The sequence below is a fragment of the Dermacoccus sp. PE3 genome (genome assembly GCF_001021715.1).
Taxonomy (GTDB): domain Bacteria; phylum Actinomycetota; class Actinomycetes; order Actinomycetales; family Dermatophilaceae; genus Dermacoccus; species Dermacoccus abyssi.
The window spans coordinates 782,683-797,133 of sequence record NZ_LDCM01000001.1 but is presented as its reverse complement, the minus strand read 5'-3'; the positions used below and the strand labels follow the sequence as shown (position 1 = coordinate 797,133).

The 14,451-nt window shown below is 68.9% G+C and carries 14 protein-coding genes; 12 read left to right on the top strand and 2 right to left on the bottom strand.

Annotated elements, in window-relative coordinates; genetic code table 11:
• Positions 1-78 precede the first annotated feature (78 nt).
• The gene (locus AA983_RS15615) at positions 79-423 is read right to left on the bottom strand and encodes a VOC family protein (RefSeq protein WP_197078931.1); all 345 of its coding nucleotides are present in this window, start codon (positions 421-423) and stop codon (positions 79-81) included.
• Between the two features lie 35 nt (positions 424-458).
• Between AA983_RS15615 and ahpC the strand changes: the two genes are divergently transcribed.
• The 9 genes from ahpC to AA983_RS03735 all read left to right on the top strand — a co-directional run bounded on the left by ahpC (position 459) and on the right by AA983_RS03735 (position 10,204).
• A complete protein-coding gene (ahpC, locus tag AA983_RS03770; protein WP_047311193.1) occupies positions 459-1,022 on the top strand; it encodes an alkyl hydroperoxide reductase subunit C in 564 nt (187 codons plus the stop codon).
• Positions 1,023-1,291: 269 nt separating this feature from the next.
• Positions 1,292-2,842: an alkyl hydroperoxide reductase subunit F gene (gene ahpF, locus AA983_RS03765; protein ID WP_047310792.1), complete on the top strand. Its 1,551-nt coding sequence runs from the start codon at positions 1,292-1,294 to the stop codon at positions 2,840-2,842.
• Between the two features lie 212 nt (positions 2,843-3,054).
• Positions 3,055-3,936, top strand: a complete 882-nt coding sequence (locus tag AA983_RS03760; RefSeq protein WP_047310791.1) for a hypothetical protein — start codon at positions 3,055-3,057, stop codon at positions 3,934-3,936.
• A gap of 29 nt (positions 3,937-3,965) precedes the next feature.
• Entirely contained in the window at positions 3,966-5,426 is a 1,461-nt protein-coding gene (locus AA983_RS03755) for an NAD(P)/FAD-dependent oxidoreductase (protein ID WP_047310790.1), read from the top strand.
• A gap of 113 nt (positions 5,427-5,539) precedes the next feature.
• On the top strand, positions 5,540-7,018 hold the full coding sequence (locus AA983_RS03750) for an amidase (protein WP_047310789.1): 1,479 nt from the start codon (positions 5,540-5,542) through the stop codon (positions 7,016-7,018).
• 46 nt (positions 7,019-7,064) lie between these two features.
• Positions 7,065-7,229, top strand: a complete 165-nt coding sequence (locus AA983_RS15400) for a hypothetical protein (protein ID WP_156170145.1) — start codon at positions 7,065-7,067, stop codon at positions 7,227-7,229.
• A 49-nt stretch (positions 7,230-7,278) separates the two neighbouring features.
• The gene (locus AA983_RS03745; protein WP_319803894.1) at positions 7,279-8,130 is read left to right on the top strand and encodes a CPBP family intramembrane glutamic endopeptidase; all 852 of its coding nucleotides are present in this window, start codon (positions 7,279-7,281) and stop codon (positions 8,128-8,130) included.
• A gap of 81 nt (positions 8,131-8,211) precedes the next feature.
• Entirely contained in the window at positions 8,212-9,690 is a 1,479-nt protein-coding gene (locus tag AA983_RS03740; protein ID WP_047310788.1) for a long-chain fatty acid--CoA ligase, read from the top strand.
• A gap of 76 nt (positions 9,691-9,766) precedes the next feature.
• On the top strand, positions 9,767-10,204 hold the full coding sequence (locus AA983_RS03735; protein ID WP_052946913.1) for a MarR family winged helix-turn-helix transcriptional regulator: 438 nt from the start codon (positions 9,767-9,769) through the stop codon (positions 10,202-10,204).
• Between the two features lie 85 nt (positions 10,205-10,289).
• Here AA983_RS03735 and ppk2 read toward each other — a convergent pair whose 3' ends face one another.
• Positions 10,290-11,315, bottom strand: a complete 1,026-nt coding sequence (ppk2, locus tag AA983_RS03730) for a polyphosphate kinase 2 (RefSeq protein WP_047310786.1) — start codon at positions 11,313-11,315, stop codon at positions 10,290-10,292.
• Between the two features lie 145 nt (positions 11,316-11,460).
• Between ppk2 and AA983_RS03725 the strand changes: the two genes are divergently transcribed.
• From AA983_RS03725 to AA983_RS14610, 3 genes are all read left to right on the top strand, one after another.
• Positions 11,461-12,588: an App1 family protein gene (locus AA983_RS03725; protein ID WP_047310785.1), complete on the top strand. Its 1,128-nt coding sequence runs from the start codon at positions 11,461-11,463 to the stop codon at positions 12,586-12,588.
• The gene (locus tag AA983_RS03720) at positions 12,581-13,441 is read left to right on the top strand and encodes an Fpg/Nei family DNA glycosylase (RefSeq protein ID WP_047310784.1); all 861 of its coding nucleotides are present in this window, start codon (positions 12,581-12,583) and stop codon (positions 13,439-13,441) included. Before AA983_RS03725 ends, AA983_RS03720 begins: the two co-directional genes overlap by 8 nt.
• Positions 13,442-13,539: 98 nt before the next feature.
• Positions 13,540-14,436 carry a M15 family metallopeptidase gene (locus AA983_RS14610; protein WP_052946828.1) on the top strand — a complete coding sequence of 299 codons (897 nt, stop codon included), beginning with the start codon at positions 13,540-13,542 and terminating at the stop codon, positions 14,434-14,436.
• The last annotated feature ends 15 nt before the right edge of the window (positions 14,437-14,451 follow it).

The window sequence follows — 14,451 nt, the reverse complement described above, 5'->3', positions numbered from 1 at the left end:
AACGGGTGTGCGGCGCTCATTGCCCGAGAACGCGTCGTGCCTGACGCGTTTCCGGACGATGTTCGGACGCGCTGGGCGTCAGGGCGGGCCGTCCAGGCCGAAGACTCCGCCGAACGGATCGACGAGCTGGCAGATGCTGCGCCCGCCGCCGATCGTGAGCGGCCCCCGATGATGCTCGGCTCCCGCATCGAGAAGCGCCTCGCGATGGGTGCGCAGATCGCCCGTCGCGACCATGCCGCCGTCGCCGACGAATGTGACCGTGAATCGCAGATGTGCACACAGCCGTCGGCCTGAGAACTCGGGGCGCGCCGCGAGGGGGGGCGGGTCGTTCACGCGATGTTCACGCGGCCCGCTGTTGGACAGGGCGACCAGATAGGCTAAAGTGGAGTCATTCCAGTTAAGGAATGCTTGCGGCGGCGCCACGCTCGCCGCCGATCCCCAACGCGAAGGAGCATGACGTGTCGCTCATCAACACGACCATCAAGCCGTTCAAGGCCACCGCTTTCAAGCAGGGCGAATTCGTCGAGGTCTCCGAGGCCGACGTCGCCGACAAGTGGAGCATCTTCTTCTTCTACCCGGCCGACTTCACGTTCGTCTGCCCGACCGAGCTCGGCGACCTCGCCGACTACTACGACGAGCTGCAGAAGCTCGGCGTCGAGGTCTTCTCCGTCTCCACCGACACCCACTTCACGCACAAGGCGTGGCACGGCTCGTCCGAGACGATCGGCAAGATCAACTACGCCATGATCGGTGACCCGACGCTCCAGATCTCGCGCAACTTCGAGATCCTGCGCGAAGACGAGGGCCTCGCCAACCGCGGCACCTTCCTCGTCGACCCCGACGGCGTCATCCAGTTCACTGAGGTCACCTCCGAGGGCATCGGCCGTAACGCCGCCGAGCTCGTCCGCAAGGTCAAGGCCGCCCAGTACATCCGCAACCACCCGGGCGAGGTCTGCCCCGCCAAGTGGGAAGAGGGCGAAGACACGCTGGCCCCCTCGCTCGACCTCGTGGGCAAGATCTGACCGTTGCGATTCGCGGAGCCGCGGGGCTGAACCCCTCGCAAGTTCGGGCTCTCAGCCTCGCGGCTCGCTCATCGCGCACCCCAAGCCGGTGACGACGGGCGCGGTCACCCCTTCCGCGCCCGCCGCCACCCCCCGTCCCCCGGGCCGCGGGTGGAAGCTGGCGAGAACGCCCCCCAGGTTCTCGCCGACTCCCACTCCCGACCCGACTCCCCGCTCGCCTCACGTCGTGACGTGCGAGCGACGCCCGTCCGACTCCCAGGAGGCACCCCATGGCCGTTCTCGACCAGAACATGACCGCCCAGCTCAAGCAGCTGCTCGGCAACCTTCGCGAGCCCGTCGAACTGCGCGCCAGCCTCGACGACTCCGACAAGTCCAAGCAGACCGAAGAGCTCCTCAAGGAGATCGAGGCACTCCACGACCTCGTCTCCTACTCGCGCACCGACGAGAACGAGCGCCGCCCCTCCTTCGAAATCGCGCGCCGCGACACCGATGTCGGCGTCCACTTCGCGGGCCTGCCGCTCGGCCACGAGTTCACCTCGCTCGTGCTCGCACTCCTCCAGGTCGGCGGCCACCCCGTCAAGATCAGCGACGAGCAGGCCCAGCAGATCCGCGACATCGAAGGCGAGTTCCGCTTCGAGACGTACATGTCGCTCTCCTGCCAGAACTGCCCCGACGTCGTGCAGGCGCTCAACGCCATGAGCGTCATCAACCCGAACATCCACCACATCGCCATCGAGGGCGGCGCCTTCCAGCACGAGATCGAAGAGCGTGACATCAAGGCTGTGCCGACGGTCTACCTCAACGGCGACGTGTTCGGTCAGGGCCGCATGACGATCGAGGACTTCATCTCGAAGCTCGACACCGGCGCAGACGCCAAGGCCGCCGCGAAGCTCAGCGCCAAGGACGCCTTCGACGTCCTCGTCGTCGGCGGTGGCCCCGCCGGTGTGGCGGCCTCGGTCTACACCGCACGCAAGGGCATCTCCACCGGCCTCGTCGCCGACCGCATCGGCGGCCAGGTGCTCGACACCATGGCCATCGAGAACTTCATCTCGATGCCGTACACCGAGGGCCCCAAGCTTGCCGCGGCGCTCGACCAGCACCTGCACGAGTACGAGATCGACGTCATGAAGGGCCAGAGCGTCGCCAGCATCGAGGACGACGGCGACCTCAAGAAGGTGACGACCGAGACCGGCGCCACCCTGCGTGCCAAGCAGCTCATCCTCGCCACCGGCGCCCGCTGGCGCCGCATGAACGTGCCGGGCGAAGAGGAGTACCGCAACAAGGGCGTCACGTTCTGCCCGCACTGCGACGGCCCCCTGTTCAAGGGCAAGAAGGTCGCCGTCATCGGCGGCGGTAACTCCGGCGTCGAGGCCGCCATCGACCTCGCCGGCGTCGTCGGCCACGTCACCGTGCTCGAGTTCCTCGACACCATGCGCGCCGACGAGGTGCTGCAGCGCAAGCTGAAGTCGCTGCCGAACGTCGACATCGTCATGTCCGCTGCGACGACCGAGGTTCTCGGCGACGGCAAGGCCGTCACCGGCCTTGAGTACACCGACCGCGAGAGCGGGGAGACGAAGAAGCTCGACGTCGAAGGCGTCTTCGTCCAGATCGGTCTCCTGCCGAACACCGAGTTCCTCGACGGCGTCGTCGAGCTCAACGAGCGCAAGGAGATCGTCGTCGACGCCCGCGGCGGCACCTCCGACCCGGCGATCTTCGCCGCCGGCGACGCGACGACCGAGCCCTACAAGCAGATCGTCGTCGCAGAGGGTTCCGGCGCCACGGCCGCGCTCGGCGCGTTCGACGCGAGCATCCGCGTCTGACGCAGCCCGCACCACAAGGGTCGAAACGTTCCCCTCGTGTGCCCAAGCACACCGCTTGCGCACAAGAAGGGAAGGTTTCGGCCCTTCGTGCGTGATTGATGACGCCCACCCCGCGCGCCGCATAACGGGAAGGTCACGCGTCGTTGCTACCGTGGCCTGTCTCCCGGGAACCGGGTGAACATCCCGACACGCACGGCCAGGAGGCGTAACGCATGCTCGAACAGTTCCGCCTCATCCTCAAGGCCCTGCCGTGGACGGGCCCGGCCATCGTCGTCGGAGCATTCCTCGCGCTGGTGTCCTTCTTCCTCTTCGCCCGACGCCGCTCGCACGCCGACCGAGTCGGTTTCGCGCTCGTCGTGTGGTGCCTCGTCGTCGCGGCCGTCGTCACGCTGAGCCCGGTCAAGAACGACTACTTCGGGATCCCGGCGGCGGGGTGCGATTGGTCGATCTGGCGCCCGCTCGCCCGTGACTACTGGTTCAGCTCCGGCTCCCGGCCGCCGAATGTCTGGCTGCTTTTCCCCGCCGGTGTCGGCGTCATGCTCCTCGACGGATTCTGGCGCAAGTTCCTCGGCATCGCGTTCCTCCTCGCGCTCCCACCGGGGATCGAGACGATCCAGGATCTTTACCCCGAGCTCAAGCGCAGCTGTTCGAGCCAGGACGTCGTCGACAACTGGACGGGTCTCGCCATCGGGCTGCTCATCGGTGGGGCGCTCGCGCTCCTCGTCGGCATCTACCGCTTCTTGCGTGGCAAGGCGCGCGCCCGTCGCGAGCGCAAGGACGCCGCGCTGTACGGCGAACCCGCAGCAGCGACGCCCGCCGCCCAGGCCGACCTCCCGCTCGGTGGCGGTGAGCCCGACGCCGTGCGCTACGACGAGTTCTCCGACTTCGACGACCGCCCCAACTCGACCCGCTGGTACGAGGACGACGGCTACACCGCGACGCAACCACAGCCGTCACGCGGAAGTCTGCGCGGCGACGACGGACGCACCCGCGCGATGCCGACCGGCCGCCACCTCGACCCGGAGAGCCCGTACTCCCCGGAGTCGAGCGACCCCGACGACCCGGACGCCACCCAGATCATTCGTCGCCGCTGAACACCCTCGCGACCTGACATCCTGACGCCATGAGCATCAGCCGGGTCGCCGTCGTCGGGTCGGGGCCCAACGGCCTCGCGGCCGCGGTGACGCTCGCGCGCGCCGGCCTCGCCGTCGACGTCCTCGAACGCAACGCTTGGCTCGGCGGGGGAGCGGCCACCCGCGAAATCACCCTCCCAGGGTTTCGCCACGACCTTGCGAGCGCGGTGCACCCGATGGCGCTCGCGAGCCCCTTCTTCCAGTCCTTCGGGCTCGCCGACCGCATCGACATCGCCGTCCCGGAGATGTCGTTCGCCCACCCGCTGCCCGACGGCCGTAGCGGCTTCGGGTACCGCGATCTCGACCGGGCCGCCGACGCGATCGGCCGTGACGGCGGCGCGTACCGAGCCTTCCTCGGGCCGGTCGTCGACCACCTCGCCGGAACGGTCGATCTCACGCTCAACTCGTTGCTTCGCGTGCCGCGCGACCCGGTGGCCGCCACGATCTTTGCCGCCCGCGTCGCCGAGGCCGGCACCCCCGCCTGGAACGCCCGGTTCGCGGAGAGGATCGCGCCCGCTATGCTCACCGGTTGCGCGGCTCACGCCATCGGCCGACACCCCAGCCCGGCGCTCGCCGGCGGCGGGCTCCTCCTTGCTGCCACGGCCCACGCGGCCGGGTGGCCCGTTCCCGTTGGCGGCTCACAGGCCATCGTCGACGCTCTCGCGGCCGATCTCGAGGCGCACGGTGGACGCATCGTGCTCGATCGCGGGGTGACAGACCTCGACGAACTCGACGAGTACGACGCCTGCGTCCTCGACGTCGGTGTACCCGCCTTCCTCGATCTCACCGGAGAACGCCTGCCCGCGAAGTACGCGCGGGCCCTGCGCCGCTACCGGCACGGGCGCGGTGTGAGCAAGGTCGACTTCGCGCTCGCCGGGCCGGTGCCGTGGGCTGATGCCCGTCTCGGCGAGGCGCCCACAGTCCACCTCGGCGGAACGCGCGCCGAGATCGCTCTAGCCGAACGGCAGGTCGCTCGCGGCTGGGTGCCCGAGCGTCCGTACGTCCTTGCGGTGCAGCCGAGCGTCGTCGATCCCACCCGAGCACCCGAGGGAAAGGCGACGTTCTGGGCCTACCTCCACGTGCCTCACGACAGCAATCTCGACGCCACCGACCTCGTCACACGCGCCGTCGAGGAGTACGCGCCGGGCTTCTCCGACCTCGTCCTCGCGAGCGTCGCGACGCGGGCCACCGACTTCGCCGAGGCGGTGAGCCCCAACTTCGCCGGGGGCGATTTCGCGGGCGGCGCGGTGAGCGTCGCGCAGATGGTGAAGCGACCCGTGGTGTCGACCGCGCCCTGGCGTACCCCGCTCGACGGCGTCTATCTCGGCTCCGGCGCGACGGCGCCCGGCCCGGCCGTTCACGGCATGAGCGGCTGGCATGCCGCGCGCACACTGCTCGCCGACCACGGCGTCGAGGCGCCGTCCCTCGCGCCGTCAGTTACGCGAAAGTAGCTTTCCTTGCCCGAAGCGCCCACCCGAGGCGCCTCGACGCGCGAGACTGGGGTTCTTGGGCGGCCCACTCGGGCTACCGCGACCACCAGCCGACTCTGTGCAAGGGGACGACGATGACGACGCAGGCAGACACGAGCAAGACGACGGCGAAGCGCGTGCACGCGTTCGGTGACGACGCGCTCGGGACGCACGACGCCACGGGGCTGGCCGCCGCCATCGCGGCCGGCGAGGTGAGCGCGAGCGAAGCTGTCGAAGCCGCGTTGGCACGTGTCGAAAAGGTCGACGGCGTCCTCAACGCCCTCGAGTTCCTCGACGCGAAGCGGGCCCGTCAGCGCGCCGGCCGCATCGACTCCGGCCTGAGCGGCGGCGTTCACGACAAGCACGGCGCCGGTCTGCGCGGCGTGCCGAGCGCGTTCAAGGACAACATCGTTGTTGCGGGTGTGCCCATGACGCAGGGCTCACAGGCCATGCCGCGCGTGAGCAACCGCCGCAGCGGCAAGATCGCCACACAGATGCTCGCCACCGGCCTCGTGCCGATCGGCACCACGACGATGCCCCCCTTCGGCTGGACGGCGACGACGGAGCGTCCGGGCGACGACGTCACCCGCAACCCGTGGGACACGAGCCGCTCCTCGGGCGGTTCGTCCGGTGGCGCCGCGGCCCTCGTCGCGTCGGGTGCCCTGCCGATCGCGCACGGCAACGACGGTGGTGGCTCCATCCGCATTCCTGCCGCGGCCTGTGGCCTCGTCGGTCTCAAGCCGACGCGACGACGCCTCGTGCTCGGCGAAAGCGCGGCGTCCATGCCGGTCAAGATCGTCGCCGACTCGGTTCTCACCCGCACAGTGCGCGACACGGTGACCTTCTTCGAGGAGGCCGAGCGGGTGCGCCGCAACCGCAAGCTGCCCGCCATCGGCGTCAGCGCGAACCCCGAGCTGGAGGCTCCGCTGCACGTGGGCGTCATGGTCGACAGCCCTTTCGCGCCGCCGTCGGACGCCGACACGCGCGCTGCCGTCGAGGGCGCCGCGAAGCTGCTCGGCGAGCTCGGTCACCACGTCGAGGAGTGGGAGCCGAACATCCCGGCGAGCTTCCAGGAGGACTTCCTCGACTACTGGGCCTTCCTCGCGTACAACACGGCAGCGGGCGGAAAGCGCCTGTTCCACAAGGATTTCGACGCGAGCAAGCTCGACCCGTTCACGCTGGGGCTTGCACGCCGCGGCAAGCGTCGCCTCGCGCACGCACCCGTCTTCCTCTCGCGCCTGCAGGCGAGCAGCAAGGTTTACGACCGACAGATGGCCAAGGGCCCGGACGTCGTCCTGTCGCCGGTGCTCGGGCACATCACGCCGGAGATCGGACACCTGGCGGGTGACCTCGACTTCGAGACGCACATGGAGCGCGTACTCAAGTACTGCTGCTTCACCCCGCTGCACAACGCGACGGGCGCCCCCGCCATCAGCCTCCCGCTCGGCGCGACGGCCGACGGCCTTCCCGTGGGCGTCATGGTGTCCGGGCGAGGCGGTGGCGAGAACACCCTGCTGCGTCTCGCGCTGCAGGTCGAGAAGGCGCAGCCGTTCCGCCGCCTCGACACCGTCTGACCACTCACCGGCCCGCCCTGTCGGGGGCGCCTGCAAGGATGACGCCATGAGCGACGACTTCGACAACGACCCGTACGACGAAGCGCCCGTCCACCAGCTCGACGAGGACGGCGACGTCGACTTCGACGAGGGCGTCGGCCCCGACGTCGACGGTGACGAGCTTCCCGACGACACGAGCCGCACCGCGAGCGATGAGTCCGACGGACGCTGACCCCGCGCGCCCCGATGGCACTCTCGAAAGCGATCTCGAGAGTGCTGCTGTGACGACCCCCGACTCGCTCGCACAGACGAAGGGCCGGGGCGTTCGTTGGCCCGGGTCCGTGCTGGCCGTTCCACCGTTGCGTCCCCGTGCGGCGCTCACCCGACGTCAGGTGCTCACCGAGACCTGGCTCGTGCTCCTCGTGAGCCTCGGCGCGAGCGCCGTCTGGTCGGCCATCTCGCTGCTGCGCAAGGCGCTCGAGGCCCGCGCCGCCGGCACGTCGCTCAGCACGAAAACCTCCACGCTCAACGCGTCCCGCTCGTCGCTCGAGTGGCTCGACGCCATCAGCCAGTTCGTCGGCATTGCGCTCGCCCTCGTGCCGGCGGCGCTCGCCGCCCACCTCCTCGGGCGTTCGATGCGCAACCCGCTGGGCTTCATCGGCCTCGACGGCACGCGCAAAGGCCCCGACGCGGTACTCGGCGCGCTGCTCGCCGCCGTCATCGGTTTGCCCGGCCTCGCGCTGTACCTCGGCGCCCGTGCTGCGGGCCTCAACACGACGGTCGTCGCGTCGGGCCTCTCCGATCACTGGTGGGTCGTGCCCGTCCTCGTCCTCGCGGCTGTGCAGAACGCGCTGCTCGAAGAGGTCGTCATGGTGGGCTACCTCTTCACGCGGTGGTCGCAGGCGGGGTGGGGGCGCACGAAGGTCATCGTGGTCAGTGCGCTCATCCGCGGTGGGTATCACCTCTATCAAGGCATCGGCGGGTTCGTCGGCAACGTCGTCATGGGCCTGATCTTCGGGTGGCTCTACACCCGCACGCGCCGTGTCATGCCGCTCGTCGTGGCCCACACGATCCTCGACATCGTCTCGTTCGTCGGGTACGCGCTGCTCAAGCCACACGTGTCCTGGCTCTGACCCGTTTCGCTCCGCGAACAGACGGTACGAACCTCTATTGATCATTGCTCAATACGGCGCGAAGTGACTAGGCTCACGTCCATGACGAACCTCGCTGACAACCTCGTGCGTACGGCGCAGAAGCTGCCCGACGGGGCCGCCATCAAGCTCGACGACTTCACCCTCACCTGGCAGCAGTTCGACGACGCCACGCAGCGCGTCGTCACCTTCCTGCGCGACCACGGCATCGAGCCCGGTGACCGCGTCGCGCTGAGCCTGGCGAACGTCCCCGCCTTCCCCGTCATCGCCTACGGCGTGTGGCGTTCCGGTGCCGTCCTCGTGCCGATGAACCCGCTGTTCATGGCGCGCGAGGTCGAGTACTACCTCGAGGACGCGGGCGTGAAGCTCGTCTTCGGCATGGGCGGCGAATCGGCCAAGGGCGCGGCCAACAAGAACGTCGAGTACGTCGAGGTCGGTGCCGATCAGCTCCAGGGCGTCCTCGGTGCGCTCGAGCCGACGCCGGACGTCGTGGACCGCGCCGACGACGACACCGCCGTCATCCTCTACACCTCCGGCACGACCGGCCGCCCGAAGGGCGCCGAGCTCACGCACCGCTCGCTCGACATCAACCAGGAGGTCTCGGCTCGCACGCTCATGGCGATCACCTCCGACGACGTCATCATGGGCTGCCTGCCGCTGTTCCACGTCTTCGGCCTCACGTGCGGCCTCAACACCTCCGTCGCCACGGGCGCCACGCTCACGCTCATCCCGCGCTTCGACCCGAACAAGGCGCTCGACGTCGTCGGCCACGACAAGGTGACGATCTTCCAGGGCGTGCCCACGATGTATCAGGCGATGCTCGCCGCGGCCGCGAACCGTGACGACTACGACATGTCGTCGCTGCGCACCTGCGCTTCGGGCGGTTCGGCGATGCCCGTCGAGGTGCTCAAGAAGTTCGAGCAGCGCTTCGAGGCGACGATCCTCGAGGGCTACGGCCTCAGCGAGACCTCGCCCGTGGCGTCGTTCAACCACCCGAACGCAGAGCGCAAGCCCGGTTCGATCGGTACGCCGATCGAAGGCGTCGAGATGATCGTCGCGGACAGCGACGGCAAGCCCGTTGCCCAGGGTGAGGTCGGCGAGATCGCCATTCGCGGCCACCTGCTCATGAAGGGCTACTGGAACCGCCCCGACGCCACGGCCGAGGCCATCCGCGACGGCTGGTTCTTCAGTGGCGACCTCGCCCACCAGGACGAGGACGGCTACTTCTTCATCGTCGACCGCGCCAAGGACATGATCATCCGCGGCGGGTACAACGTGTACCCGCGCGAGGTCGAGGAAGCGCTCTACGAGAACGAGGAGATCGCCGAGGTTGCGGTCGTCGGTGTGCCCGACGAGCACTACGGCGAGGAGATCGCTGCCTTCGTCGTGCGCACGCCGGGCTCGTCGCTCTCCGAGGACGACGTCAAGGAATTCGCGAAGGCCCGCGTCGCCGCCTACAAGTACCCGCGCACCGTCACGTTCATCGACGCGCTGCCGAAGGGCGCCACCGGCAAGATCCTCAAGCGCGAACTGCGCAGCTGACCCTCCACGCGAACGCCACCATCGGACTCTCGAAGAGCCCTGCGGTGGCGTTCGCGTGCGAACTATCATGGACGGCATGACCAGTTCGCGTGGCGACCATCTCCTCCTCATCGTGGCCCGACTCAACCGGTGGGCCACTCGCCGCGCCCAACTGCCTGCGCCGGCGGCCCAGCTGCGTCTGCTCTCCCTGATGAACGATCTCGGCCCGTCCCGCATCGGTGATTTGGCCGTTGCGGACAACTCCTCACAGCCGACGATGACGACGCAGGTGCAGCGCCTCGAGGCACTCGGCCTCGTCTCGCGCACCGCCGACACGCGTGACGCGCGCGCCACGCTCGTGTCGATGACGGAGGCGGGCCGCGAGGTGCTCATGGAAGCGCGCGCAGCGCGTGCGGAGGTCGTCGTCCCGCTGCTCGAGGGGTTCACCGAGGACGAGCTGGAAACCCTCGACGCGGCCCTCGACATCCTCGACCGTGGCCTCACAGCACAGCGCAACAGCAACGGACGGCGCTGACACCGTCACGCATCACAGCACCACGACGCGGATCGGCCGCGGGCACGTAGCCCGCGGCCGATCCGCGTTTCTGTGGCAGCGAGCGTCAGCTCTTGTCGCCCTGGGACGACGCCTCGTCGTCCGCAGCCTTGTCGGCAGCCGCCGTCGCCTTGGCCGCCTTCTCGGCGCTCACGGCAGCCTCGCGGACAGCCTTCTCCGCCTTCTCACGCGCGGCCTTGGCCGACTTCGACTTCGGCGCCATACCGGGCTTCGGCTTCTTGCCGCCGTTCGACCGGTCGGGGTAGCCGTGCTGGAAGCCGCCCTCACCCTCGTCGAGGATCTGCTTGGCCGAACCGACGATGAGCGGGTCGGGCTCGTGGATGAAGTCCGTGTTCTTGCCCGGGTAGTCGAGCGAGTCGAGCACGTAGCGCATCACCTCGACACGGGCGCGCTTCTTGTCGTTGCTCTTGATGACGGTCCACGGAGCCCACTCGGTGTCGGTGTGCTCGAACATGGCCTCCTTCGCCTCGGTGTAGGCGTCCCACTTGTCGAGGGAGGCGAGGTCGGTGGGCGACAGCTTCCACTGGCGCACCGGGTCGGTGCGGCGCTTCTCGAAGCGCGTGAGCTGCTCGGCCTTGCCGACGGAGAACCACAGCTTGCGCAGGTGGATGCCGGAGCCGACGAGCATGCGCTCGAACTCGGGCGCGGTGCGCATGAACTCGTCGTACTGTTCGTCGGTGCAGTAGCCCATGACGCGCTCGACGCCGGCGCGGTTGTACCAGGAGCGGTCGAAGAAGACGATCTCGCCCTTGGTGGGCAGGTGGGAGACGTAGCGCTGGAAGTACCACTGACCGAGTTCTTCCTCGGTGGGCTTGTTGAGCGCGACGGTGCGTGCACCACGGGGGTTGAGGTGCTCGTTGAACCGCTTGATCGACCCACCCTTTCCGGCGGCGTCACGCCCCTCGAAGATGAGGACGACCTTCTCGCCCGATTCCTTGACCCAGGCCTGCATCTTGAGCAGCTCGATCTGCATCTGGCGCTTGAGGTACTCGTACTCCGTGCGTGTCATCTTCACGTCGTACGGGTAGTTGTGCTGCCAGGTCTCGTCCTGCGTCTTGAACTTCTTTCCCATGTGACTATTGTCCGCCTTCGAGGCGCTTCCCGTAAGGGGTCGGGGGCATCGTTGGGACGTAGGTCCCCTTCCGTTCGCCTGCGCGTCGCGTTGGGCCCATCGTGTCGTGGAGGGGGTCGTTGGACCGGCGTTCTACAGTGGGCCCATGGCGCGCCCCCACTTCGCCTCACGGGTCGAGGACAAGCTCAACAGCTCCGCCGCGTCCGTTCTCTCGCGGCGTGACTGGTCGACGCGCGTCTTTCCCTACGTCGGGTACGGCTCGGTCGATCCCGCGCTCGAAGGTCGCGACCCGTTGGAGCGCACCCCGAAGCCGTCGACGTCGCGCTGGCGCGCCTCGTCCGGCCCGAAGCGACGCATCCCCGAGGACGGCATCGCGCGCGTCCTCGGTCGGGTCGTGCTCGGCAAGGACGGGCAGCCGTCGGTGCCGACGGCGAGCGACGACTCCCTCGTTCGGCGCGGCTTCAAGGCGTTCTTCTCCGTGCCGGAGACCGAACGCGAGGTCACGGTGACGCTCGGGGACGCCACGGCGACGGGCCTCACCGATCGCGGCGGCTACTTCGAGGTCGAGGTCACCGGGCACGGCCTGCGTCACGGATGGCACGACGCGCACGTCGAGTGCGACGGCGTCACCGCGGTGGCTCCGGTGCAGATCATCGGCGGGCACGTGCGCTTCGGCATCGTGAGCGACATCGACGACACGGCCCTCATCACGGCGCTTCCGCGCCCGCTCATCGCCGCGTGGAACACGTTCGTCGTCCGCGAGACCGTGCGCCGTGAGGTGCCGGGCATGGCCGCGTTCTACCGCTCGGTCCTCGCGCAGCACGAGGACGCGCCCGTCTTCTACCTCTCCACCGGCGCCTGGAACACGCAGCCGGTGCTCACCCGCTTCCTGCGCCGGCACGGATTCCCGCGCGGCACACTGCTGCTCACCGACTGGGGCCCGACGGAGACGTCCTGGTTCCGCTCGGGGCAGGCGCACAAGCGGCGCTGGCTGCGGCGCCTGGCCGCCGAGTTCCCGCACATCGAATGGCTGCTCGTCGGCGACGACGGCCAGCACGACCCGTCGATCTACGAGCAGTTCGCGCTGAGCTACCCCGATCACGTCGCGGGCGTCGCGATCCGGCAGCTGACGGTGGCGCAGCAGGTGCTCAGCCACGGTCACCCGCTCCAGATGGACGACGTCGTCGGCCGCGTGCCGGGTGTGCCGTGGTTCGAAGGTCCCAACGGATTCGTCCTGCACGGACACGTCTCGAAGGTGCTCGGTCATGCCTGAACTGCCCGAGGTGAGCGGCCTCGTCGGATTCCTCACCGAACGACTCGTCGGACGCGCCGTCGTCGGCGTCGAACTGGCCTCGTTCGCGGTGCTCAAGACGTTCGACCCTCCGCCGCAGGCGTTCGAGGGGCTCGTCGTCGACGCCGTGCACCGCCACGGCAAGTTCGTCGACATCGAGGCGTCGGGCCTGCACTTCGTCTTCCACCTCTCGCGAGCGGGGTGGCTGCGCTGGTCGGACAACCTCCCGACGACGACGCTGCGCCCCGGGAAGTCGCCCATCGCCGTTCGCGTGCGCCTCGACGACGGGGCCGGTTTCGACCTCACCGAGGCGGGCACGCAGAAGCGCCTGGCCGTCTACCTCGTGCGCGATGTCCAGGAGGTGCCCGGCGTCGCGAAGCTCGGCATCGACCCGCTGTCCGAGGAGTTCACCGAGGAGGCGTTCGCGGCCCTCGTCGCCGAACGACGCATGCAGATCAAGGGGCTGTTGCGTGACCAGTCGGAGATCGCCGGCGTCGGCAACGCCTACTCCGACGAGGTGCTCCACGTCGCCAAGCTGTCGCCGTTCGCCATGACGACGGCGCTCACGCCCGAGCAGGTCCACACCCTCTACGAGGCGCTGCGCACAACGCTCACCGACGCCGTCGCGGCGGCCTCGGGCAAGCCTGCGAAGGAACTTAAGGACGCCAAGCGCGCCGGCATGCGGGTGCACGGCCGGACAGGGGAGGCGTGCCCGGTGTGCGGCGACGTCGTCCGCGAGGTGTCGTTCGCCGACCGCTCGCTGCAGTACTGCGCGACGTGCCAGACGGGCGGCAAACCGCTCGCCGACCGGCGCATGAGCAAGCTGTTGAAATAACCCGAATCACACGATTTCACAGCACGACAAGGTGACACCGGCCTTCGGGGCTCGATACCGTTGAGGCCGCGAAGGGGCCGACAACGAAAGAAGCCACCATGAGTGACCTGACTCGCCGCGAGGCGATCGCAGGATCCGGTGCTGCCCTGACTCTGGCGATGCTGGGTGCCGGAACGGCACAGGCCGCACGAAGCGACGAGAACGAACCACGCGTCGTCGTCCTCCCCGTGACGCCGGATCGCGTCGCCGTCGTCGCCCGGATGCACTCGGGCGAGGTGCTGACAGCTTCGCAGGGCTCCGAGCGCCGTAGCCGGACGGCTGAGAAGAACGTCGCCGTGCTCGGCCTCGCGGTGGCGAAGAACGCACGGTCGCGCGTCGTCGTCGAGGTGGCCGACACGCGCCGCGCGATCGACGTCGACACTCGGGTCGAGGCACTGCGCACGTCGGAGTTGCGCATCGTCAACAAGCACGTGGCCCTCACCCACGAGGACAAGCCGGAGAAGCTCGCCGTCACGGGGGCCGTCGTCGTCGACGAGCGGCTGGAGCAGCCGATCACGCGCATGATCAAGGCGGCCAAGAAGGACAAGATCACCCTCGAGGCCGTCAGCGGTTACCGCTCGTTCGAGCACCAGGAAAGCCTCTACGCGAGCTACGAACGTCGCGACGGCCGCAAGGCCGCCGACACGTACTCGGCGCGCGCGGGCCACAGCGAGCACCAGCTCGGCCTCACGATCGACGTGCGCGGCGCCGACGCCGTGCACGAGCTGGAGGAGTCGTTCAAGGACACCCCCACGGGCAAGTGGGTGGCCGCTCACGCGCACGAGTTCGGCTTCGTCGTGCGCTACCAGGAGGGCCAGGAGAAGACGACGGGTTACCGCGCCGAGCCGTGGCACCTGCGCTACGTCGGTGACGACGTCGCTCGCTTCCTCCACGAGCGCCGCGACATCAAGACGCTCGAGGAGCTCTTCGACCTGCCGGCCGCGCCCGGCTACTGACAGACCTTCGACAAC